Origin of the sequence: Pseudomonas sp. MEJ108, from assembly GCF_030208985.1 — a bacterium.
Classification (GTDB): domain Bacteria; phylum Pseudomonadota; class Gammaproteobacteria; order Pseudomonadales; family Pseudomonadaceae; genus Aquipseudomonas; species Aquipseudomonas fragariae.
In genome coordinates this window covers 76,187-99,011 of the sequence record NZ_JARVSW010000027.1, presented here as the reverse complement: position 1 = coordinate 99,011, position 22,825 = coordinate 76,187, and the positions used below count along the sequence as shown (strand labels likewise).

The window sequence follows — 22,825 nt, the reverse complement described above, 5'->3', positions numbered from 1 at the left end:
GCCTGTTTTTAACGAAGCATCACCGAGCGCAGCCACTTTTCGTACAGAGCCTAGGCATGACCTGCATCAGGCTGGCTTATCTGTAAGATTAGTAGACCTGCGAAGAGATTTATTGGGCCCGATCACCGGTCGCATCCTGCATGTCGGATGCGTTCTGGGCCACGGGGAGTCTGCGCCAGGTCAGGCGTTCACGGCCGACTTTTTGCCGAGCTTTTAAACAAGCGTTGAGTGGCTGTCTGGTGTGCCGCCGGTTAACAATTCTTCAACAATTGGCGACTTATACTTCGCCAGACCGATTCGCTTCTTTGCTTGCCCCCCCGTCAACCGGGTACCTACCTTGATGACTTCTCGTGTGCTTTCACCGTTGCTGTTGTTGCTGGGTGCAATGCTGTTTTTCCTCGCGTTGGGCAATCACCAATTACAAAACTCGACAGAACCCCGCGTGGCGGGCATTGCCATGGAAATGCACCTGAGTGGCAACTGGGTCACTCCGAAACTGAACGATCAACCGTTCCTGGAAAAGCCGCCGATGAGTGTCTGGCTCGACGCTGCGTCCATCGGGGCGTTCGGTGCGACTCCCTGGACGGTCAGGCTCGCGTCCGCCTGTGCGGGGCTGTTCAGCGTGTTGCTGCTGTACAGCATGCTGCGTCGCTTCGGGCGACCTGCCTCCGTGGCGTGGGTGGCTGCATTCATGCTCGCGACCCAGGCCAGCTTCTGGAGCAATTCGCGGCAGGTGGGCGAGGACGCGTTGCTGGCGCTGGGTGTGAGCATGGCGCTACTGGGGTTCTTTCACGCCAGTCAGCGTCTGCGCAGCGACGGATCTTCTGCAGGGGCTTGGTTGCTCTTCGTAGTAGGGATCGCGCTGGCAACCCTGAGCAAGGGTGTGCTGGGCCTCGCGATGCCGGGTGTGGTCATTTTCGCCTGGCTGGTGTGCGAGTCGGTGCAGAGCAAACGCATTGTTCCCGTCCACTGGCTACGCCCGGCGATGTTCACCGTCCTGGCTTTGGTGCCTTTGCTGGTATGGCTGTGCTTTCTATACGGGCAGGGCGGTACGCAGTCGTTGAAGGACGTGCTCTGGACCAACAGTGTCGGACGCTTTAGTGGTTCGTTCGAAGAGGCAGGGCATTACGAGCCCGTGCATTATTACCTGAGCAAACTGCCTGAAGCGTTTTTGCCGTGGAATGTGCTCGTCTATCTGGGGCTGTGGCATTTCCGTAAACAGCTGCTGGCCAATCGTTACCTGCTGTTTTTCAGCCTGTGGCTGATCGCGCAGTTCCTGCTATTGTCGCTGGCCTCGAGTAAACGCATGGTTTATCTGATGTCACTGGCCCCGGCGGCGGCAGTCATCGCGGCGGAATATGCCTTTGTGTTGGGCGAGCGCATCAAGGCACGCTCGCAAGGCTCTGCATCTGCAGCGTTTGTGCTACGAAACCGACGGGCGATGACGGTTGCCGGGGTTGTATTGATCGTGACGGGGTATCTCGGCGCAGCCCTATGGCTGGAACCGCGAGCGGACCGGCAGTTGTCGTTCCTGCCGCTGACCGACAAGGTTCATGCTCTGCAGGTCCAGGGACGGCATGTTGTTTTGTTTCAGCCCAGTGAGCGGCTGGCAGGGGCCAGCGTGTTCTACAGCCAGAGCTTGCTGGACACGTTCACGTCCAGTGCTGAATTGAGCACCTTTCTGACCCGTGCCGACGGCAATGTGGCGCTAATGGAACGCCTGCAGCCTCCCGAACCACCCTTGCGAATGGTCGACAGCGTCAAGGTTGGCGAGCGTATCTACTATTTCGTCACTCAGGCTCCAGCGACTGTCGGCAACTGACGGCCACCGGAGCAGGGCCGTTACACAACCTGGCTGCTGACAAGCGGATTACAGGCCGTCCACTGTTTTTGCGGGATTGGCAGATCGCATGACTCGCCACGCCCGATGGGGAAGTAGTGGAAGCCGCGTTTTGCCAGTCGTTCGGTGTCGTACAGATTGCGCCCGTCGAAGATGACCGGTGCGTTCAGCCGCTGCTGGATCAACTCGAAATCCGGAGCTTTGAACTGTTGCCATTCGGTGCAGACGATCAATGCATCGGCTTCATTGAGCGCCGACTCTGGCGTGCCCATGAGCATCAGGTCCTTGCGATGGCCATAAATACGCTGGGTTTCCTGCATGGCCTCGGGGTCGAACGCCCGCACGCTGGCGCCAGCCTCCCACAACGCTTCCATGAGCACGCGGCTGGGGGCATCGCGCATGTCGTCGGTGTTGGGTTTGAACGCCAGCCCCCACAGGGCAAAGGTCTTGCCGCGCAGGTCGCCCTGATAGAACGCGTTGACCCGCTCGAAGAGTTTGTTCTTCTGCCGTTCGTTGATCGCCTCGACCACCGACAGCAGATCGTTGGAGCAATGGGCCTCCCGGGCGCTGTGAATCAACGCACGGATGTCTTTGCCAAAACACGAACCGCCGTAACCGCAACCGGGGTAGATGAAGTCGTAACCGATGCGTGAGTCGGCGCCAATGCCCAACCGCACCGACTCGACGTCCGCGCCCAGATGCTCGGCCAGTTCGGCGATCTGGTTGATGAAGCTGATCTTGGTTGCCAGCATGCAGTTGGCGGCGTACTTGGTCAGTTCGGCGCTGCGCAGGTCCATGAACATGATCCGCTCATGATTGCGGTTGAACGGTGCATACAGCTCGCGCATGACGTTGCGCACCGCTTCATTTTCGCAGCCGATGACGATACGGTCCGGGCGCCGGCAATCGTTGACCGCCGAGCCCTCCTTGAGAAATTCCGGATTGGAGACGATATCGAACTGCAACAGCCGGCCGGCCTGACGCAGCGCCTTGTCGATATGGCCGCGCAAGGCGTCGCCACTGCCGACCGGCACGGTGGACTTCTCGACGATGATCAGCGGTTCGCGTCGATGCCGGGCGACGGCTTCGCCCACCGCGAAAAAGCCGCTCAGGTCGGCGGAGCCATTGGCTCGGGACGGCGTGCCTACCGCAATGAACAGGACCTCGGCATGTTCCACTGCCAGCTGCTCGTCGGTGGTGAAGCACAGACGCTGCTGGTCGAGGTTTTCACGTACCAGATTGGCCAGGCCAGGCTCGTAGATATGCACCTGGCCCTGACGCAACTGGTCGATTTTGGCCTGATCGATGTCCATGCAGACCACATCGTGGCCGACTTCGGCGAGCACGGTCGCTTGTACCAGGCCGACATATCCGCTACCGAAAACGCTGATTTTCATGGGAAAGATCCTGAGGTGATGGCCGGGGAATGCGCCGGAGGTTGATGGTCAAGACACCTGCCACGATCAGGCTGACACCCACAGTTTTCGATACCGTGAACGTCTCGTGGAAAAATGGCAGCGCTGCGGCGAGCGTATAAACCAGCGCGTAGCTGATACTGAGCAGCGAATAGGCACGGCTCAGGGGCAAGACCCGAAGGGCCAGTAGCCAGAAAAGCATGGAGAGCGCGTAGGTGGTGATCGAGGCGCAGACGACCCTCAGGGCGCTGAGATCAAGCTGCGCATGTTCCTGCATTTCGAGCCATTGAACGGGCGAGGGCAGGCGGCTCATGCTCCAGCGCATGCCCAGTTGCGCCGCGCTGACCAGCGCCACACTGGCCATGGCGCACAGGGTTGCCCGGCGGTGGGTCACGCCTGGCGTCCCAGCTGAAATACCCCGACAAGAATCAGCGCAATACCCAGCCAGTGCCGTACGTCAACCGGCTCGTTGAACACATAGCGACCTGCCAGCGTGATCAGCACGAAGTTAACACCCAGCATCGGATACGCGATGCCGACGTCCAGGCGTTGCAACACCAGCAGCCATATCAGCAGGCCGGACCCAAGGCAGGCCAGCGCCAGCCATAGCGAGCGCAGCGCTGCAAACACGCCGGGAAATGCGCCACGCCAGCCTTGTACCGCGTACTTCTGCGCGATCTGGCCCAGGCAGGTCAGCAGGCATGCGCTTGCCAGCATCAGCCAGGTCACGATGCGGATTTCTCGTAAACGAGGATGGCCAGGTTGCCTTCGTCATAGCGCTGACCATCCTTGGGAAGACTTTCGAGCTCTTTCAGTTCCTCATCGCTCTTGCCACGCATGATGACGCCGACCCGGCCTTGGCTGCGGGCGTTCTTCATCCAGGCATCGATGTCCTGCAGGCGGACTTCACGGCCCTGCACATCCGGGTAGCCCAGGCCGTATTCCAGCTCGCCCCAGGTGTTGAACAGTGCAACATCAGGTCGTTTCAGGCGCCACGCCAATGCCGAGGCAGCGCCCAGATCGTTGCTCAGCAACTGCGTGCAGCCCGCCAGTTCGGCTTGGTGCCTGACCACGAACGGGTCGGGAGTCTTGTTGTTGATCACATCGTTTGGCAGTGCTGCGGGCAGCAATGCGATCAGCAACCAGCTGCCCAGTGCCGGCGTGGCCCAGAATGTCAGCGGGCGCAAGCCTTGCAGGGCGTTGGCGAGTGTCCATCCGAGAAGCACGATGACCGCCAGTGACAAATGCATCGGTTCGTTTTCGTAGACGGGCTGCTTGAGTTGCAGGTAGATCAACGCCACAAGCCCAAGAAAAGTGACGGTCGCGTTGAATATTCCGTTCGTGCGCAACGCTGTGCTGTGGCCTCGATCGAGGCGCTCGACCAGAGTGTTGGCCATCAGCAGCGCCAACGGCAGCAGGCACGGCAGTATGTAGGTCGGCAATTTGCCTTTGCTCAGGCTCAGAAACGCCAGTGGCAGCAGCAGCCACAGCAGCAAAAAGGCAATGTCAGGGCGGTTTTTTTCCTGCCATGCCTGTTGCAGTGTTGCCGGCAGCAGCAGTGCCCACGGCACACAGGCCGCCACCAGCAGCGGCATATAGAACCACCAGGGCTGGGCATGCTGCGCATTGTCCCCGGCAAAGCGGCGAATATGCTCGTGCCAGAAGAAGTAACGCCAGTAGTCGGGCTCTTGCTGGTGGATCGCCAGTGCCCACGGCAGGCAGACGGCGATGGCAATCAATACCGCGAGCGGGCCGAATCTGAGCAACTCGGCCAGGCGTCGCTGGCACAGCATGTAGGGCAGGGCGATGATGACGGGCAGTGCCCAGGCGAGAAAGCCCTTGGTCATGAACCCTATCCCGCAGGCCACGCCGACTAACGCCCATGCCGCCAGACGCGCCCGACCGACGCTGTGCACGGCGTACCAGAATGCCAGCAGTGTCACGTTGGTCCAGAAGGTGAATTGCGGATCAAGATTGGCGTAACCCGCCTGGCCGGCGACAAAGCCGAAGCTCATGAACAGCAAGGCGCTGGCGAACTGCTTGCGCGGGTCGTTCCAGATCTTGCCGGCCAGCAGATAGGCCAGCAGCACGCTCAAGCCGCTGGCCAGTGCCGAGGCAATGCGCACGCCGAACAGGTTCTCGCCAAAGACCTGCTGCCCGAGTGCAATCAGCCAGTAACCGGCCGCCGGTTTTTCGAAGTAACGCAGCCCCATGAAGTGCGGCGCAATCCAGTTGCCGCTGTAGAGCATTTCCTGGCTGATCTGCGCATAGCGGGTTTCATCGGGAATCCACAGGCCGTGAAAGCCCAGCGGCAGCAGATAAGCCAGCACGAACGCCAATAACAGCAGCGCAAGATGACGATGCCTGACGTGTATCACTGCTGCACCCCCAGCCAGCCTTCGCGGCCGGGCAGGTGGCCGCGAACGATATGCCCGGAAGGCAACCGTTCGATAGCATCGGGCAGCAGATGGCCCAACGGCGCGAAGTGGATGCCCTGGGTATTGGCCCGCTTTAACAGTTGCCTGAAACCGTCGGCCATGATGATCCCTTCCACTTCGGCATGAAGGGTGTAGACATTGAGCTGTCGTGCAGCGAAGCGGCCGAGAATGTAGTCGTTGAACGCATCCGGCTTGAGGTGCGGGCCGATTACTTCATCGAAGGTCGGCAAGTCCACCGGAATCTGAGCGGTACCGAGGCTGCCGTCGGCCAGCAATGGGCGAAACAGGCTGGCGCCGCGGCAGTCACTGTTGTAACGAAAGCCAAACGCCTCTTTGGCCTGCACGACGCGCTGGTCGGCGCGCCAGCCTGCCGCCGCAGAGCAGACCACCGGGTGGCCGAGGATGTCGCTCAGGCAATCGACGCCGCGGTGTATCTGGGCGGTCAACTGTCTGTCGCTCCAGTGTCCGGCATTGGCTTGCCAGCCATGATGATCCCAGGCATGCAGGCCGATTTCGTGACCGGCATCCAGCGCGCGACGCATCAGCGGGCCGAGGTCCCGGCCGATCGGTTTGCCCGGCCATGCGGTGCCGGCCAGCAGAATATCCCAGCCATACAGGCTCGCCGCGTTGGAGCGAAGCATCTTCCAGAAGAACGTGGGCCTTACCAGGCGCCACAGATGGCGCCCCATGTTGTCGGGGCCGACACTGAAAAAGAAGGTCGCCTTGACCTGCGCTTCGTCGAGTATGTCCAGCAGCCGGGGCACGCCCTCACGGGTGCCCCGGTAAGTGTCGACATCGATTCTCAGGCCTGCCTGCATCAGCACTGATCCGCTTTTTCAGCCATGGCTTCGCGCAGGAAGAAATCCAGGGTTTTGCCGATGGTTTCGCTCAGCTCGATACCCGGCGTCCAGCCAATCAGCTTTTTGGCGTTGTCGATGCTCGGCGTGCGATGGCTGACATCCTGATAGCCCTTGCCATAGAAGGACTCGCTTTCGACTTCACGAAAGCCCGCGAAAGGCGGGAAATGGCCGCGCAACGGATGGGCTTCGAACTGGCGAAGCAGCTCTTCACCCAATTGACGGATGCTGGCTTCGTTGTCGGGGTTGCCGATGTTGATGATCTGTCCGTTACAGCGCCCATCGCGGTTTTCGATGATCCGCGCCAGCGCTTCGATGCCGTCGACGACATCGGTGAAACAGCGCTTCTGGGCGCCGCCGTCCACCAGGCGAATGGGCGTGCCTTCGACCAGGTGCAGGATCAGTTGGGTGATGGCCCGCGAACTGCCAATGCGCGCCGAATCCAGGCGGTCCAGACGCGGTCCCATCCAGTTGAACGGGCGAAACAGGGTGAATTGCAGGCCTTTCTGGCCATAGGCCCAGATCACCCGGTCCAGCAGTTGCTTGGACACCGAGTAGATCCAGCGCTGCTTGTTGATCGGGCCAACGATCAGGTTGGAGGTGTCCTCGTTGAAGTTTGCGTCCTGGCACATGCCATAGACTTCGGACGTGGACGGGAAAATCACACGCTTGTTGTACTTGACGCAGTAGCGGACGATCTTCAGGTTCTCTTCGAAATCCAGCTCGAAGACCCGCAGTGGATTGCGCGTGTATTCAATCGGCGTGGCGATAGCCACCAGCGGCAGCACAACATCGCACTTTTTGATGTGGTATTCGATCCACTCGGTGTGGATGCTGATGTCACCTTCGATGAAGTGAAAGTTCGGCTTGGCGCGCAAGCGCTCGATAGCGTCCGAGCCGATATCCATGCCGTAGATTTCGTAACGGTCATCCTGCAACAGACGCTCTGACAGGTGGTTGCCGATGAAACCGTTGACGCCGAGGATCAACACGCGGGTACGACGAACCGACCGGCGCTTTGCCTTATCGAGCATTTGCGAGCCTGCTACCAGCCCGAATTCGCGTGCCAGTTGCTCACCACTGAGGTACAAGCCGTTGTCACCGCGTTGCCCTGCGGTGATGACCAGCGAACCCTCGCCACAGGCGATACGCAACGGCTCGTGACTGATGACCGTGCCCGGCGCCTCGCCATTGCTGCTTGTGTCCACGCTGGCAGCCCAGACGATCAGCTTGTTGTCGCCGACCGGGCAAAACGCGCCAGGGTAGGGCTGTGTTACCGCGCGGATCAGGTTATAGAGCTGAGTGGCTGGCAGCGACCAGTCGATCAAGCCGTCGGCCGGGGTGCGCCGACCGAAATACGTCGCACGGGATTCATCCTGGGGCGTCGCTGGCAGTTGCCCTTGCGCCGCCAGCAGGGGCAGTGTCTCGCAGAGCAGGTCAGCGGCGGCGTCACGCAATTTGCCATGCAGCGTCAAGGCGGTATCGGTGGCACTGATCGAGACCCGCTGCTGGGCGACTATCGGCCCGGCATCGGCGCGTTTGACCATCTGATGCAGGGTAACGCCGGTTTCGCTTTCGCCGTTGACCAGCACCCAGTTGGCCGGCGCGCGTCCGCGATAACGCGGAAGCAGCGAGCCATGCAGGTTCAGTGCAGCTTTTTTCGCGCAGGCCAGCAACGAATCGCCGAGTAACTGGCGATAGTAGAAGGAGAAAATGAAGTCCGGCGCCAGTTTGCCGATGCGCTCCACCCATAGCGGGTGATTCGGGTCCTCAGGGGCATGCACTGCAATGCCGTGCCGGGCGCACAGCTGCGCCACAGAGCCGAAAAAGGTTTTTTCCCTGGGGTCGTCGGCATGGGTGAACACCGCCGCAATCTCATAGCCTGCATCCAGCAACGCTTGCAGGCCGACACAGCCAATATCGTGATAAGCGAAAACGACAGCTTTAGTGCTCATGGCGCGACCTTGTTCATATAGGGAGTTACAGAGGAATCAATGCTGTCGGTGGCAATCGGTGACGAGCTGCGCACGATTTTTTCGATGAAGAACCGCGGACGCGCACGCACATCGCTGTACATCCGGCCCAGGTATTCACCCAGCAGTCCCATGCCGATGAACTGCCCGCCGGTGAATACGAACAGCACGGCAAACAGTACGAACATGCCGTCCCCGGCCCATGACGCGCCGAAGATCAGGCGCAGAACGATCAGCAGCGCCGCGAACAAGACACCGAGCAACGCCATGCTGAAGCCGATGATGCTGAGCAGGCGCAAGGGCGTGGTGGTCATGCAGGTGATCAGGTCGAACATGAGGTTGATCAGACGCATCGGGCTGTATTTGGAGTCGCCGTGCTCGCGTTCGGCGTGATCGACCAACACCTCGGTGGTGTGTCGCGCAAAACTGTTCGCCAGAATCGGAATGAACGTGCTGCGCTCGCGGCAGGCGAGCATGGCGTCGACAATCGTGCGTCGGTATGCGCGCAGCATGCAGCCGTAATCGTTCATGGCCACGCCGGTGGAGCGCTGCACGGCCAGGTTGATGAGTTTCGAGGGCCAGCGTCGCCAGGCGGAGTCCTGACGATTGCTGCGCACCGTGCCGACCACGTCGTACCCCTGTTCAGCGAGCTTTACCAGACGAGGGATTTCCTCGGGAGGATTCTGCAGGTCGGCATCGAGGGTGATGACCACGTCGCCCTGGCACTGCTCGAATCCGGCCATGATGGCGGCGTGCTGACCGTAGTTTCGATTCAGGATCACTGCGACAAAGGGGCTGTCGGCGCGCTCGGCAGCCCGCTGGAGGATGTCTGCCGAGTCGTCGCGGCTGCCATCGTCGACCAGCACGATTTCGAAGCGGTGGTCGAGCTGTTCGCAGGCCGCTTCAGTACGGCGCAACAACTCTGGCAGGCTTTGTCGTTCGTTGTAGACAGGGATGACGATCGACACGAACTTGATCGGATACGGTTTCAATGGCTGGATTCCAGGGTCGATTCAATGGCACCGACAACCCGCTCGACATCATCGAGGCTCATGTCGGGAAACAGGGGTATGGAACACAGCCGTGATGAATTCCATTCAGTGTCGGGCAGGCGTACATCCGGGAAACGCTTGCGGTAATAGCTGTGCAGATGGGTCGCGATGAAGTGGATGCCGGTGCCGATGTTTCGCGCTTGCAAGGCCTTCATGAAGGCGTCGCGATTCAGCCCGCAGCGCTCGGGATCGATGCGCAGAATGAACAGGTGCCAGGCGTGTTGTTGGGCATGCAGGGGCAGGGCGAGAGGCTGGACGGGGCTATTGGCCAGCCGTTCGAGGTAATGGCTGGCGAGTGCCTGGCGCTGTGCATTGATGGCATCGAGGCGCTGCAACTGCACCCGCGCAATGCTCGCATTGATGTCGGCCAGGTTGTATTTGAAGCCAGGCTCCATGACCTCGGCCTGCGGCTTGCGACCCAGGGTCAGGCGATCGTAGGCATCGACACCCAGGCCATGGAATTTAAGCTGACGCACCCGATCAGCCAGCCGTGCATTGTCGGTGACCAGCATCGCGCCTTCGGCACAGGTCATGTTCTTGATCGCATGAAACGAAAAGATCGCAGTGCCCTGCTGGCCGACCGGGCGTCCTTGGTAAGCAGTGCCGGCAGCATGCGCAGCGTCTTCGATCACAGTGATGCCGTGCCGGTCGGCCAGCGCATACAGCGGGTCAAGATCGAATGCCGCGCCTGCGTAATGCACTGGCACGATCGCCTTGGTCCGCGGAGTGATGGCTTGCTCTATCAGCGCGGCACTGGTCATCAGGGTGTCACGGTCGACATCGACAAACACCGGAGTGGCTCCCAGCAGGCAGATCATGTTGGCTGTCGACACCCAGGTTTGCGACGGCGTAATCACTTCATCGCCAGGCCCTACACCCAGCACCAGCAGCGCAACGTGCATTGCCCCGGTGGCCGAAGACAATGCCACTGCATGCTGCGCGCCGACCCGCGCGGCGAACTCTTCCTCCAGCTTCTGACATTCCGGTCCGGTGGTGATCCATCCGGAACGCAGCACGCGCGTCACTGCAGCAATTTCTTCATCGCCAATGGACGGCCGTGAAAAGGCAAGAAAAGTTTGACTCATCTACAGAGACTCTCCGATTGAAGCAGCAGGGTCGAATATAAAAAATCCACACGACGAGTGCGCAAACATAGGTGCACATGAGCGCGGTGAACTTAGGCGTTCAACTATGAAAATAATGTCCATGCGCTGTTGCTTTTTTGTATCGCCTGGCAGGCTGTCGAATCATAGAGTAGGGTGAAATTCAAACGCACGACAATGCCGTTAAGCGTCCATGTAGAATTATTAATCTGGCGTTCAGGTTTCATCGAGTGCGTCATGAATAGACAGCATTAGTTCAGCTTGCTCATGATAATCATGAAAAGTTAAAGCGGATGATGCGTGTTGCAGTTACAGGGTTTTTTAATGAAGTTTTCATGACCGAAAACGGGTTTCGTGCTGCCGGGCAGGGTCGAACCTGACCCCGGCCAGGTTGCTCGCAGGCCATTTTCATTGGGGAATATCGGCATTTTTTCCGGTTCTTTGACGAGGGGCTGCGCGTTCGCGTAAATCCCAGCTCAGAGGAACGACTGCGCGAGTGCTATCAAGTGATATATATAACCAAGCGGTATGACAGGGCTGTGTGGAGGAGAGCAACGTTACTGATAATGGCCAGTTTGGCGCAGGCAAACATCAAGGTGTGAGTGGGCGTGTTATAGGGTCAAGACAGTTCGGCGCAAGCGTGCCGGTTGTTGTGGGGTGTTAAAGATTTACGTTGTATACCTTGCTTCCGTTCGCACCCCCCTGTGCGGGTCGGGTACAGGAGAGGTATTTAACCACGGGTTTAAAAATCGATACCTGCTCGACTGCAACTGCCAGATTTAGTGGGTGTATCAAAGTAAAGCGCCGCGCAGAGCGCCTTGGCATGTGGGAACACAGGGTGGGCTCGGATAACCCATGTCTCCTCGATTATCGGCCCTGCGAATGCCGCTGACCTGCACGCCCCGTTCTGTCTAGTTCCGGCCAGAGATGTTAAATTGCTCGCCATGAACGTCTTCCGAACCCATTGCTCGCCCATTGCCTGGATACTGTACACAGTTGTCCTGTTCAATGGTCTTGCGTGCAGCATCGGTCACGGCCAGATGATGGCCGCTTTTGCCGGCACTGCAGTGGCTTCGGTCTCCCATGCAGACCATGGGATGTCGGATATGCATGCCGGGCACCACACGATGCACATGTCCAGGCACGACTCGTCCAGGAAGATGGACATGTCAGGCAGCATGAAGGCGCAGTCGGGAGAGTGCTCGTTTGCCGGAACACTGACGCTGGCGATGATTTTCTTCGTGGCGCTGGGCTGGCTGATCCGTGTCCGCCGTACTCGTTTTGCGTTGCCCGACCTCTGGCTCGGCAACCTGCCAAGGTATACCCTTCCGGGACTCAATCCACAGGCCCCTTAGTGCCCATCATGGACGTGTGAGTATCGCTCGCACGAACAGCCGATATTGTCTTTACAGCCTGCCGGAAGGTCATTCCGGCGGGGCGCGTTCATATGTTGGTGAGTCCCTATGTCTGCATCATTTTCAAGCCCGGAGCCACGGCCGTCCGGGGCGTTTGTCGCCTTTCTGAAAAGGCTCCATTTTTACATCGGTGTATTCGTCGGTCCGTTCATGCTGGTCGCGGCCTTGAGTGGCGTCGTCTATGCACTGACCCCGCAGATCGAGGATTCGCTCTACGCACGTGCGCTGCACACAGACAGCCGTGGCCCCGCCATGAGCTTGCAGGCCCAGATCCAGCGCGCGCAGGCATCGTCAGGTCCAGGCCTGAGCATTGCAGCGGTGCGCCCGGCAGCCCGGGAAGGGGACACCACCCGGGTCATGTTCAGCGATCCGGGTTTTGGCCCGTCAGAGCATCGAGCGCTGTTCGTGGACCCGGTGAGTGGCGACATTCGCGGGGACATGAAGGTCTACGGTACCAGTGGCGTATTACCGCTGCGCACCTGGATCGATCAGTTTCATCGAGGCCTTCTGCTGGGCGATGTCGGCAGGATCTACAGCGAACTGGCAGCGTCATGGCTGTGGGTGGCTGCGCTTGGTGGTCTGGTGCTGTGGGCGGTTCGCCGTCGTCGGCAGATTCGTGAACACGGCAACGTGCGCCGCTGGCATGCAACCACCGGCGTATGGCTGCTGCTGGGACTGCTGTTCTTCTCGGCCACCGGTTTGACGTGGTCACAGTACGCTGGCGACAACATTGGCGTATTGCGTGCCTACTACGGCTGGTCAACGCCCAGTGTGGCCACCTCACTGGGCAAGTCGGCGGCGATGCCAATGTCTATGGACGAGCACGCCGAGCATCATATGCACATGGCGCCGACGACACAGGCGACCGCGCTGGATCCTGCCTTGTTCGACAGTGTTCTGGCCAGAGCGCGTGCCGAACATATCGATGCCGCCAAGGTCGAAATCAGGCCCTCCGCGAGCAATGACAAGGCCTGGGTAGTCAGCGAGATAGATCGCAGCTGGCCGACGCAAGTGGATGCCGTGTCGATCAACCCGCAAACTCTGGACGTGGTCGATCGCGTCAGGTTTGCAGACTATTCGCTGCCCGCCAAGCTCACCCGCTGGGGCATTGATGCGCACATGGGCGTGTTGTTTGGTCTGGCCAATCAATTGGTGCTGGTGGTCTTCGCCAGTGGCCTGTCGGCCATGGTCGTCATGGGGTATGTGATGTGGTGGCGACGTCGTCCATCGCTTTCTCAGGCACGCAATCAGCAGGCAACGCTCTTGAGTCTCTGGCGCTCATTGAATCCGGGCGCGCAATGGGCGTTGATCCTGGTTGCACTGTTGACTGGCTTTGCGCTGCCCGTACTGGGTGTGAGTCTTCTGGGCTTTATCGTCCTGGACGCGCTGCTGGGCTACCGGCGAGCCGCGAGACCCTTGGTCGAAGGCAAGGTGTAAACCCCCGGGGTGACGCAACAGGCACCTGATCGGAGCATGGCTGAGTCTGTTCGCCATGCTGATGATCTTTGCCGGTCGCCTGATCAGTCAGGGGATCAGCCTTCCGCGGCAAAAGCCAGCCGATACATACGGCTGGCATGCACTACCGGTAGTTGATACCCGGTTGCCCGGTACTGATGCGCGTACCCGCGTGCCCCTGGACGATCGCTTCAATGTCGGAAAGTGATCCGATAGCGGCAACTTTTCCCGTATGGCGGGCGAATTCGCAGGCAGCCTGAACCTTGGGGCCCATGGATCCGGCGGCAAACCCCAATTTTTCCATTGCGTCAGGGTGTGCCTGACCGATTGCCTTCTGGGTTGGTTTGCCGAAATCAACGTAGACCGCATTGACGTCAGTGGCAATCAGCAGCAAATCACTTTCGAGTTCTTCAGCCAGCATTGCCGAACACAGATCCTTGTCGATGACGGCCTCGACACCCGTCAGTTTGCCAGACGCGGTATAAATGGTCGGGATGCCGCCACCACCCGCGCAGATCACGATGCAGCCTTTCTCAAGCAGCCATTTGACAGGGCGAATTTCAAAGATGCGTTTAGGTCGTGGGCTGGCCACCACGCGTCGGTATTTATCACCATCCGGAGCGATGGCCCAGCCCTTTTCGGCAGCCAGTCGTTCAGCTTCGGCCTGGGTGTATACCGGGCCGACAGGTTTGCCTGGATTGTTGAAGGCGGGATCCGCCGGATCTACTTCGACCTGCGTGAGCAAGGTAGCGAAAGGCACCTCGAAGTCCAGCAGGTTGCCCAGTTCCTGTTCGATCATATAGCCGATCATGCCCTCCGTTTCGGCACCCAGTACGTCGAGCGGATAGGGCGAAACAGGCGTGTAGGCTGCCGCTTGCAGAGACAGCAAACCTACTTGCGGTCCGTTGCCGTGGGCGATGACCAGTTGATTACCCGGGTATATCCTGGCGATTTGTTCAGCGGCGACCCGGATATTGGCACGCTGGTTGTCCGCCGTCATGGGTTGACCACGGCGAAGCAGGGCGTTACCGCCCAGAGCTACGACAATACGCATAGTACAGTCCTGTAGGCGTTCGAAAGCCACTGCAGCATCGGCATCAAATGTGCGCTGCAGTTGGGCAGTCTGGTGGCAGAAAGAAGGCTGGCGCTTAAATATCGGCCAGTGCCGAGACCAGAATGGCCTTGATGGTGTGCATGCGGTTTTCCGCCTGCTCAAACGCGATATTGGCTGGCGACTCAAACACTTCCTCGGTCACTTCAACGCCGTTGGCCAGATTCGGATACCGGGTTGCGATGTCTTTACCGACTTTGGTTTCGCTGTTGTGAAATGCAGGCAGGCAATGCATGAACTTTACCCGCGGGTTGCCAGAGGCCTTCATCATCGCCGGGTTCACCTGATAGGGCAGCAATTGTCCAATACGCTCATCCCAGGCATCTACCGGCTCGCCCATGGATACCCAGATGTCGGTATGAATAAAGTCCACGCCTTTGACGGCTTGCAGCGGGTCTTCGGTAATCGTGATACGCGCGCCGCTTTCTTCGGCAAAGGCTTTGCACTGGGCAATAAAATCAGTGTGCGGCCAAAGGGCTGCAGGCGCCGCAATACGCACATCCATGCCCAGCTTGGCACCGATCATCAACAGCGAGTTGCCCATGTTGTAACGCGCATCGCCGAGGTAAGCGTAGCTGATCTCGTGCAGCGGTTTATCGCTGTGCTCGCGCATGGTGAGTACGTCTGCGATCATCTGCGTAGGGTGAAACTCGGCGGTCAGACCATTGAACACCGGGACACCGGCAAAGTGAGCCAGCTCTTCGACGATGTCCTGTGCAAACCCTCGGTACTCGATGGCATCAAACATCCGCCCCAGTACGCGAGCGGTGTCTTTCATGCTTTCCTTGTGGCCGATTTGCGAGGACACAGGGTCGATATAAGTGACGTGAGCCCCCTGATCGTGGGCGGCGACCTCAAATGCACAACGGGTGCGCGTTGAGGTTTTCTCGAATATCAGCGCTATGTTCTTGCCCTTCAAGTGCTGACGCTCGGTGCCTGTATATTTGGCACGTTTGAGATCTCGGGACAGGTCCAAAAGGTACAGCAGCTCGCGAGGAGTGTGGTGCATGAGCGAGAGCAGGCTGCGGTTACGCATGTTGAAAGCCATGGTGGATATCCTCAATCTGGACTGACGGTTTGCAGGCGGCTTTAAAACCGCATCACAGTGACCGGGTTTAATAATCGATAGCGTCGCGAATGATCGGGCACGTCATGCAATGGCCGCCGCCCCGGCCTCGGCCGAGTTCACTGGCACTGATGGTGATGACTTCCACTCCTGCCTTGCGCAACAGTGTGTTGGTGTAGGTATTTCGGTCGTATCCGATGACGACGCCAGGCTCCAGCGCCACAACGTTATTGCCGTCATCCCACTGCTCGCGTTCGGCGGCAAAGCTATTGCCTCCCGTTTCCACCACGCGCAGTGCCTTGAGGTTGAGCGCTTTGGCAACCGTGTCCAGGAACGTGCCTTCTTCGCGGCGTATATCAATACCACCGGGCTTTTTCTCGTCCGGGCGAAGGCTAAACGCGACGATCTGATTCACTACTTCCGGAAATATCGTGACCAGGTCGCGATCGCAAAAACTGAACACCGTATCCAGATGCATTGCCGCGCGGGATTTAGGCAGACCGGCGACAATCACACGCTCTACCGCGTTGTGCTTGAAAAGGCGCGTTGCCAGCTGGCCGATAGCCTGGTGGGATGAGCGCTCGCCCATGCCGATCAAAACGACGCCATTGCCGATCGGCATGACATCACCCCCCTCAAGGGTTGCATTGGCGTGATCCTGATCCGGGTCGCCGTACCAGATCTCGAAGTCGGCTCTCGTGAATTGAGGGTGAAACGTGTAGATTGCCGTCGCCAGCAAGGTTTCCTGGCGACGTGCTGGCCAGTACATAGGGTTCAGCGTCACACCGCCATAAATCCAGCAGGTGGTGTCACGCGTAAATTGGGTGTTCGGTAGCGGCGGGATGATAAAACTTGAATGACCAACAAACTCGCGCAACATCTGAATGGCCTGGCCCCCGAAACTGTCCGGCAAGTCATCAGCCGAAACGCCGCCGATCAGAAACTCGGCGATCTTGCGCGGCGCCAGGCTACGTAGCCAGGCAGCGACTTCATTGACCAGACCCAGGCCAACCGAGTTGGCAGTGATTTTGCGTTCAAGAATCCAGTCAAGTGCTTCAGGCATCGCGACAATGTCAGTCAGCAGGTTGTGCATTTCCAGCACATCGACATTGCGTTCGCGCATTTTGGTGACAAAGTCGAAATGATCGCGCTTGGCCTGGGCCACCCATAGCACATCATCGAACAATAGCGCGTCGCAGTTATAAGGGGTCAGTCGCTGATGAGCGAGACCCGGCGAGCACACCAGTACTTTCCGGAGTTTTCCGCATTCGGAGTGGACGCCGAATTTAACATTTTCGGTGAGCATTGAGATCGTCCTTTAAACATCAAGCCGCCAAGGCTTTAGAGGGTAAGGAAGCCGTCATATAGCCCATACGCCGCTATAAGAGCGCCTATAAGAACGGCAACGAACATCATGTTTTCCAGGTGGGTGAACACCGGTTTTTTTGCCTCGAGTTTTGCCTTCGCGAAAAGGATCACACCGGGGGCGTAGAGGAGGGCAGAGAGCAACAGGTATTTGACGCCGCCGGCGTATATCAACCAAATGGCATAAAGAAGCGCGACGGCCGCGATGAACAGATCTTTCCGGCGCTCGCGTCTGGCGTTTTCATAACCTTCACCTCTTATCGCCAGGCGCAGGGCATAAGCGGCAGACCACAGATAAGGAATCAGGATCATCGACGTGGCCAGGTAGATCAGCGACAGGTAAGTACTGGACGAGAATAGGGTGATGACCAGGAAAACCTGCACCATCGCGTTAGTCAGCCACAGCGCATTGGCAGGTACATGATTGGTATTTTCGCGGCTTAGAAACTCGGGCATTGTATGGTCTTTAGCGGCAGCGAACATTATTTCGGCGCAGAGCAACACCCATGACAGCAAGGCCCCAAGCAGCGAAATGATCAGCCCTACACTGATCAGCGCAGCCCCCCACGGCCCCACTATATATTCGAGCACAGCCGCCATTGACGGATTTTGCAGTTTGGCCAGTTCCGGTTGGGTCATGACCCCCAGTGATAATACGTTCACCAGGACCAGCAACAGCAACAGCAATACGGTAATGAAACCGATGACCGTCGCCTTGCCGACATCACTGCGTTTGCTGGCCCGAGCAGAAAAGATACTGGCACCTTCAATACCGATGAATACCCATACCGTCACCAGCATCATATGCCGAACCTGGTTCATCACGCTGCCCATGTCCGGTTTTTTCAAGCCCCAGATGTCAGTCGTAAAAATATCCAGTTTGAATGCAAAGACTGCGATCAATACGAATAAAATCAGCGGCACCACTTTGGCAACGGTCGTCACCAGATTGATAAATGCTGCTTCCTGAATGCCGCGCAACACCAAAAAATGCACACCCCAGAGCAACACTGACGCCCCGATCACCGCCGCAACCGTATTGCCCTCTCCAAAAACAGGAAAAAAGTAACCCAGCGTACTGAACAACAGTACGAAGTAACCCACATTGCCGAGCCACGCGCTGATCCAGTATCCCCACGCTGACGAGAACCCCATGTAGTCGCCGAAACCAGCCTTGGCGTAAACGTAGACACCACCGTCCAGATCGGGCTTGCGATTCGCCAGCGTTTGAAAAACGAATGCCAGCGTCAGCATGCCAATTGCGGTGATGGCCCAGCCAACCAGCACAGCACCTACTTCTGCACTGGCGGCCATATTCTGTGGCAGGGAAAAGATTCCTCCACCAATCATTGAGCCGACCACCAGAGCGACTAAAGCACCCAATCTCAGTTTTCCAGGGGGCGTCGACATTAATGGCTCCGGCAGAGTGGGATATCAGGTGCAGTATGACGATGTTATTTTTGATGCGCCTGATATAAATCAAACGTTCGTCGGTGTGCGAAAGATACATCCATCCATTCAAATACTATTTGAACATAAAACCAAGTTTATCCATGCGTCCGGATGGTCAAGTTCACAGTGGATGATTTTTTTGCAGCCCCGGCCTTTTCAGGATAAAGATTGATTCAGGTCAAATGAAACCTTAAAAAAAGGCACACACTTCTGGAAACAAAATCCATCACACACGCAATCGACTGTTTAACTCAGTCCTCCCGTCTCAGCAAATATAAACAGAGCGAACAATCGTTGCAGGCGTGCACGCTGCTTGACGAACAGTTCATAGCGTCTGTTGTTTGAGCGGCACCTCCATGACGTTTCGAAGTTGGCATACCGGCTAAACGATAGACCGCCCTCGTACCTGCTATAGCGGAAACAACGAGCAGTCAAGACTATGAAGTTAAAATCACTGCAGGCACGCATTTGTATAACGGCAGGCTTGTGCCTGTTTGTTTCATCTGCCAGCTTGGTTGCCTATGGGTTATTCACGTCTCGAACCAATGAACAGTATGTTTCTGACGAGGTGGCGGTTCTTATCGAACACTCCACTGTTCGCGAAATTCAGAACCTGGCTGAATCGCGGGCAAACGCCATTCAGGCCAAGCTGCAAAATGCACTTGAGGCCGCTCGCACCATGGCCAGCACGTTTGCTGCAAGCAAAGCTTCGCAGAGCCCGTTAATGTTGGGGCGTGAGCAGATCAATAGCGTCCTGCTAAGCGTTTTGAAAGACAATCCAGAATTCAACGGCACTTACTCCTGCTGGGAGCAGGACGCGCTGGATGGAAAGGATCTGACATCCAGAGACGCTCAGGACGGTAGTAATCCTTTGACAGGGCGTTTCACGCCTTACTGGACACGTAGCCCGGATGGTCGTGTTGCGGTGCAGCCTTTGGTTGAGTACGACTCACAAGACAGCCATCCTAACGGCGTTCCCAAAGGCGGGTGGTACCAAGGCCCGAAATCGACGCTGAAAGAAAGCGTACTGGACCCGATTCCTTATGTTGTACAAGGGAACAAAGTCTGGCTTGCGACGTTGTCGGTACCCATAGTAGCCAACGGAACGTTTTACGGCGTCGTCGGCGCCGACTTCGACATTGCCTTCATTCAAAAGCTGAGTGAGCAAATGTCGACCGAACTTTACGGAGGCAAAGGTTCAGTGACCATCCTGAGTAACCAAGGGCTTGTGGTCGCTGACAGTCAACGTGCAGAGCTTATCGGCCAGCCGATGAAGACCTTGTTTGCTGATTCATGGGAAAAGGTCTTGAGTGACATTCAAGGTGGCCGCAGCGAAAGCTTACTCAATCAGAAAACCCAGACGTTTGAAGTACTTATGCCCATTCAGCTTGGACGCACGGGCAAGCCATGGGCCGTTTTCATCCGCCTGCCCAAAGCGGTGGTGATGAGCCAGGCCATTACGCTGGAGCACGAATTACAAGCGCGCAGTGTGAATAATAGTATCTGGCAAGTCTCGGTGGGCTTGACCATCTTGCTGTTGGCTCTGACAGCGTTGTGGTTTGCTGCGGCTAAAATCGTAGGTCCGATAAGGGAGGCTGCCGCACTGGCCGCGAATATCAGCCTTGGCGACTTTTCCAGGCGTCTGGTTCAGCGATCCGAGGACGAAGTCGGGCAATTATCATTTGCGCTAAACGATATGTCTGACAGCTTGCAGCGTCAGGTCAAGGTCGCCGAACGAATTTCCGAGGGCGATCTGGACCTGGATGTCAGGCTGTCGTCACCCAACGATACGCTCGGAAAATCACTGGAGAAAATGGTCAGCAATCTGAACAACCTGATATCCGAGGTGCAGGTCAGCGCCACTCAGATTACCGGCAGTTCCGAGCAGGTTACGGATCTCAGCCAGTCGCTGTCGGACGGCGCAGCAAACTCTGCATCCTCGATCACCGAGATCAGCGCGGTCATGACGCAAATGGCCGCTCAAACGTCGGACAATGCGGTCAACGCCAAAAAAGCCGATGAGCAATCGCAGGCTTCACGAGCCGACGCTGGAGAAAGTGACAAGCTGATGACTGAGCTTATTTCCGCGATGACGGAAATTGATAACTCAGGCAAGGACATCACCGCGATAATCACCACCATCGACAATATTGCAGCACAGACCAACCTCCTGGCGCTGAACGCGGCGATCGAAGCGGCGAGAGCAGGGGAGCTTGGGCGTGGTTTTGCAGTGGTGGCTGACGAGGTACGCTCTCTGGCGGCACGCAGCGCGGAGGCAGCCAAGCAGACCGCAACACTGATTGCCGACTCATCTACCAAAACGCAGCGCGGGATGATCATTGCCGGCAGAACGGCCGAATCACTGAAAAATATCGTGAGTGGAACCAGTGCAGTCTCAAGCCTGGTTTCTCTGATCTATCAGGCATCCAGTGAGCAGGCGTCTGGCCTGCAACAGGCCAGCCTCGGGCTTGAACAGATTGATGAAGTGACGCAACAAAATCAGTCCAATTCCCGAGACTGTGCAGCTTCCGCAAAAGACCTCTCGGTCAGGGCGTCTCTCATGCAGCGTGAGTTGAGTCGCTTTAAAGTAAAAAAACCATCGCTACTTTGAACGGATTCGCTCACTGCGCACGATCGTTCACCGCCTGCCAAGCGCTAGAGGCCTCGCTTAATAAGCTGCGACCGTTCCGTCCTTCCTAGGATCGGTCCCGCCCACGTAGCCATGTGCGGTGCGCTGAATAATCTGCGCACCGCCGAAGGCAAACACGCCGCTCGGTTCTTCGACATCGATGTCGTGACCTTTGGCGCGCAGTGCTTTCACCACTTCGGGGTCAAACGCACGCTCCACGGCGACTTTCAGACCGGATTCGATCCTCCAGCGCGGTGCGTCGGCAGCGGCTTGCGGGTTCTGTTTGTAGCGCAGGATGCGCATCATTATCTGCAAATGACCCTGCGCCTGCATCGGGCCGCCCATCAACCCGAATGACATCAATGGCGTACCGTCGGCATTCATGACAAAGCCGGGGATGATGGTGTGGAACGGGCGCTTGCGCGGCGCAACGTAATTGACGTGTTGCGGATCCAGCGAGAAGCCCGCGCCACGGTTCTGCATGCTGATGCCTGTGCCAGGTACCACCACACCCGAACCGAAGCCCATGTAGTTGGACTGGATGAACGAGATCATCATGCCGCTTTCGTCCGCTGCCGAGAGGTACACCGTGCCGCCCGGTTTTGGCGAGCCATGCCCGGGATTGGCGGCCTGATCGGTGATCAGGCCCGCGCGCTCTGTCAGGTACGCCTTGCCCAGCAAATCGGCTGAGGGCACGCGCATGTGCTCGCTGTCGGCGACATGTTCGTCGAGGTCGGCCAAGGCCAGTTTCATTGCTTCCAGCACCGGGTGAACCGTTTCAAGGCTGTCCACCGGGTGTTCGCCGACGCCCAGTGCTTCGAGCATGGTCAGGCCGGCCAAGGTGGCAATGCCCTGGCCATTTGGCGGGAGTTCATGCACCACAGCGCCTGCGTAGGGCACCGACAGGGTGTCGATCCAGTCCACGGTATGCGTCGCCAGGTCGTCGAGGCTCATTACGCTGCCATTGGCGTTGGCATGGGCGATGATGGTTTGCGCCAGTTCGCCGCGATAGAACGCTTCGCCTTTGGTCTGCGCGATCAGTTCCAGCGTGCGGGCGTGATCCTTGAGCCGGATTTTTTCTCCGGCCATAGGGGCCTTGCCACCCGGCATGAAGCACTCGGCAAAGCCCGGTTGGTCTTTGAGCAGATGCGCGCCGCGTTTCCACAACTCGGCGATGATCGGCGTGACCTGATAGCCGTCGCGGGCGTAGCCAATCGCAGGTTCGGCCAGGGTCGCAAAGGGCAGTTTGCCGTAGCGCGCTGACAGTTCCACCCAGGCCGATACCGCACCTGGCACGCTGACCGCAGGCCAGCCGCGTTGCGGCATCTGGCTCTGGCCTTCGAAGTATTCCGGTGTCCAGGCTTGTGGCGCGCGGCCGGACGCGTTCAAGCCTTGCAGCTTGCTGCCGTCCCAGACGATGGCGAAGGCATCGCTGCCGATTCCGCAGCCGGTGGGCTCGACCACAGTCAGCACCATGGCCGCGGCGATGGCGGCGTCGACCGCGTTACCGCCACGGCGCAGCATGTCCAGCCCGGCCTGAGCGGCCAATGGCTGAGAGCAGGCGACCATATTGTTGCCCATCACCGGCGAGCGGGCCGACGCGTACGGTTGGTTGTAATCCAGATCATCGAACATAAGCGTTTCTCTTTGGCAG

Annotated in this window: 17 protein-coding genes and 1 pseudogene; 5 read left to right on the top strand and 13 right to left on the bottom strand. The window is 58.2% G+C overall.

The window, feature by feature from the left end:
• Nucleotides 1-340: 340 nt before the first annotated feature.
• Nucleotides 341-1,822: an ArnT family glycosyltransferase gene (locus QRN50_RS14355; RefSeq protein ID WP_054091488.1), complete on the top strand. Its 1,482-nt coding sequence runs from the start codon at nt 341-343 to the stop codon at nt 1,820-1,822.
• Between the two features lie 20 nt (nt 1,823-1,842).
• Here QRN50_RS14355 and QRN50_RS14350 read toward each other — a convergent pair whose 3' ends face one another.
• The 8 genes from QRN50_RS14350 to arnB are packed head-to-tail and all read right to left on the bottom strand — an operon-like array spanning nt 1,843 to nt 10,660.
• Nucleotides 1,843-3,237 carry a UDP-glucose dehydrogenase family protein gene (locus QRN50_RS14350; protein WP_096127100.1) on the bottom strand — a complete coding sequence of 465 codons (1,395 nt, stop codon included), beginning with the start codon at nt 3,235-3,237 and terminating at the stop codon, nt 1,843-1,845.
• A complete protein-coding gene (gene arnF, locus QRN50_RS14345; RefSeq protein ID WP_003401115.1) occupies nt 3,215-3,619 on the bottom strand; it encodes a 4-amino-4-deoxy-L-arabinose-phosphoundecaprenol flippase subunit ArnF in 405 nt (134 codons plus the stop codon). The genes QRN50_RS14350 and arnF overlap by 23 nt, the downstream gene beginning before the upstream one ends.
• A 26-nt stretch (nt 3,620-3,645) precedes the next feature.
• A complete protein-coding gene (arnE, locus tag QRN50_RS14340; protein WP_003401117.1) occupies nt 3,646-3,984 on the bottom strand; it encodes a 4-amino-4-deoxy-L-arabinose-phosphoundecaprenol flippase subunit ArnE in 339 nt (112 codons plus the stop codon).
• Nucleotides 3,981-5,633 (bottom strand): lipid IV(A) 4-amino-4-deoxy-L-arabinosyltransferase, encoded by a 1,653-nt coding sequence (gene arnT, locus QRN50_RS14335; RefSeq protein WP_096127099.1) that lies wholly within the window; start codon nt 5,631-5,633, stop codon nt 3,981-3,983. The genes arnE and arnT overlap by 4 nt, the downstream gene beginning before the upstream one ends.
• A complete protein-coding gene (gene arnD / locus QRN50_RS14330; RefSeq protein ID WP_011267893.1) occupies nt 5,630-6,511 on the bottom strand; it encodes a 4-deoxy-4-formamido-L-arabinose-phosphoundecaprenol deformylase in 882 nt (293 codons plus the stop codon). The genes arnT and arnD overlap by 4 nt, the downstream gene beginning before the upstream one ends.
• Entirely contained in the window at nt 6,511-8,505 is a 1,995-nt protein-coding gene (gene arnA / locus QRN50_RS14325; RefSeq protein ID WP_096127098.1) for a bifunctional UDP-4-amino-4-deoxy-L-arabinose formyltransferase/UDP-glucuronic acid oxidase ArnA, read from the bottom strand. Before arnA ends, arnD begins: the two co-directional genes overlap by 1 nt.
• A complete protein-coding gene (gene arnC / locus QRN50_RS14320; RefSeq protein WP_096127097.1) occupies nt 8,502-9,515 on the bottom strand; it encodes an undecaprenyl-phosphate 4-deoxy-4-formamido-L-arabinose transferase in 1,014 nt (337 codons plus the stop codon). Before arnC ends, arnA begins: the two co-directional genes overlap by 4 nt.
• Nucleotides 9,512-10,660, bottom strand: a complete 1,149-nt coding sequence (gene arnB / locus QRN50_RS14315) for a UDP-4-amino-4-deoxy-L-arabinose aminotransferase (RefSeq protein ID WP_096127096.1) — start codon at nt 10,658-10,660, stop codon at nt 9,512-9,514. Before arnB ends, arnC begins: the two co-directional genes overlap by 4 nt.
• A 1,184-nt stretch (nt 10,661-11,844) precedes the next feature.
• Between arnB and QRN50_RS25910 the strand changes: the two genes are divergently transcribed.
• Nucleotides 11,845-12,033 (top strand): hypothetical protein, encoded by a 189-nt coding sequence (locus QRN50_RS25910; protein ID WP_225651238.1) that lies wholly within the window; start codon nt 11,845-11,847, stop codon nt 12,031-12,033.
• A 108-nt stretch (nt 12,034-12,141) separates the two neighbouring features.
• Nucleotides 12,142-13,530, top strand: coding sequence for a PepSY-associated TM helix domain-containing protein (locus QRN50_RS14305; RefSeq protein WP_054091495.1), 1,389 nt, complete (start codon nt 12,142-12,144; stop codon nt 13,528-13,530).
• 142 nt (nt 13,531-13,672) lie between these two features.
• Here QRN50_RS14305 and arcC read toward each other — a convergent pair whose 3' ends face one another.
• The 4 genes from arcC to arcD form a co-directional block, all read right to left on the bottom strand.
• Nucleotides 13,673-14,602: a carbamate kinase gene (gene arcC / locus QRN50_RS14300; RefSeq protein ID WP_096127095.1), complete on the bottom strand. Its 930-nt coding sequence runs from the start codon at nt 14,600-14,602 to the stop codon at nt 13,673-13,675.
• A gap of 94 nt (nt 14,603-14,696) precedes the next feature.
• A complete protein-coding gene (locus QRN50_RS14295; protein ID WP_011267886.1) occupies nt 14,697-15,707 on the bottom strand; it encodes an ornithine carbamoyltransferase in 1,011 nt (336 codons plus the stop codon).
• A 67-nt stretch (nt 15,708-15,774) separates the two neighbouring features.
• Nucleotides 15,775-17,031, bottom strand: a complete 1,257-nt coding sequence (gene arcA / locus QRN50_RS14290) for an arginine deiminase (RefSeq protein WP_096103922.1) — start codon at nt 17,029-17,031, stop codon at nt 15,775-15,777.
• 35 nt (nt 17,032-17,066) lie between these two features.
• Nucleotides 17,067-18,500 carry an arginine-ornithine antiporter gene (gene arcD / locus QRN50_RS14285; protein WP_096127094.1) on the bottom strand — a complete coding sequence of 478 codons (1,434 nt, stop codon included), beginning with the start codon at nt 18,498-18,500 and terminating at the stop codon, nt 17,067-17,069.
• 481 nt (nt 18,501-18,981) lie between these two features.
• Here arcD and QRN50_RS25905 point away from each other — a divergent pair.
• Nucleotides 18,982-20,244, top strand: a pseudogene (locus QRN50_RS25905) (cache domain-containing protein); the annotation flags it as partial.
• Nucleotides 20,239-21,153 carry a methyl-accepting chemotaxis protein gene (locus QRN50_RS25900; RefSeq protein ID WP_410003773.1) on the top strand — a complete coding sequence of 305 codons (915 nt, stop codon included), beginning with the start codon at nt 20,239-20,241 and terminating at the stop codon, nt 21,151-21,153. The pseudogene QRN50_RS25905 and the gene QRN50_RS25900, both read left to right, overlap by 6 nt.
• 57 nt (nt 21,154-21,210) lie before the next feature.
• Here the strand turns inward: QRN50_RS25900 and QRN50_RS14275 are convergent, their stop codons facing one another.
• On the bottom strand, nt 21,211-22,806 hold the full coding sequence (locus QRN50_RS14275; RefSeq protein WP_177411209.1) for a gamma-glutamyltransferase family protein: 1,596 nt from the start codon (nt 22,804-22,806) through the stop codon (nt 21,211-21,213).
• Nucleotides 22,807-22,825 lie beyond the last annotated feature (19 nt).

Excerpts from the sequence above, each read along its gene's own strand:
- arcA (WP_096103922.1), bottom strand. The coding sequence starts at position 17,031 with ATGCTCACCGAAAATGTTAAATTCGGCGTCCACTCCGAATGCGGAAAA.
- QRN50_RS25900 (WP_410003773.1), top strand. The coding sequence starts at position 20,239 with ATGTCTGACAGCTTGCAGCGTCAGGTCAAGGTCGCCGAACGAATTTCC.
- arnF (WP_003401115.1), bottom strand. The coding sequence starts at position 3,619 with ATGGCCAGTGTGGCGCTGGTCAGCGCGGCGCAACTGGGCATGCGCTGG.
- QRN50_RS14275 (WP_177411209.1), bottom strand. The coding sequence starts at position 22,806 with ATGTTCGATGATCTGGATTACAACCAACCGTACGCGTCGGCCCGCTCG.
- QRN50_RS14295 (WP_011267886.1), bottom strand. The coding sequence starts at position 15,707 with ATGGCTTTCAACATGCGTAACCGCAGCCTGCTCTCGCTCATGCACCAC.
- QRN50_RS14350 (WP_096127100.1), bottom strand. The coding sequence starts at position 3,237 with ATGAAAATCAGCGTTTTCGGTAGCGGATATGTCGGCCTGGTACAAGCG.
- arnD (WP_011267893.1), bottom strand. The coding sequence starts at position 6,511 with ATGCAGGCAGGCCTGAGAATCGATGTCGACACTTACCGGGGCACCCGT.
- QRN50_RS14355 (WP_054091488.1), top strand. The coding sequence starts at position 341 with ATGACTTCTCGTGTGCTTTCACCGTTGCTGTTGTTGCTGGGTGCAATG.
- arnA (WP_096127098.1), bottom strand. The coding sequence starts at position 8,505 with ATGAGCACTAAAGCTGTCGTTTTCGCTTATCACGATATTGGCTGTGTC.
- arnB (WP_096127096.1), bottom strand. The coding sequence starts at position 10,660 with ATGAGTCAAACTTTTCTTGCCTTTTCACGGCCGTCCATTGGCGATGAA.
- arcD (WP_096127094.1), bottom strand. The coding sequence starts at position 18,500 with ATGTCGACGCCCCCTGGAAAACTGAGATTGGGTGCTTTAGTCGCTCTG.
- arcC (WP_096127095.1), bottom strand. The coding sequence starts at position 14,602 with ATGCGTATTGTCGTAGCTCTGGGCGGTAACGCCCTGCTTCGCCGTGGT.
- QRN50_RS14305 (WP_054091495.1), top strand. The coding sequence starts at position 12,142 with ATGTCTGCATCATTTTCAAGCCCGGAGCCACGGCCGTCCGGGGCGTTT.
- QRN50_RS25910 (WP_225651238.1), top strand. The coding sequence starts at position 11,845 with ATGTCAGGCAGCATGAAGGCGCAGTCGGGAGAGTGCTCGTTTGCCGGA.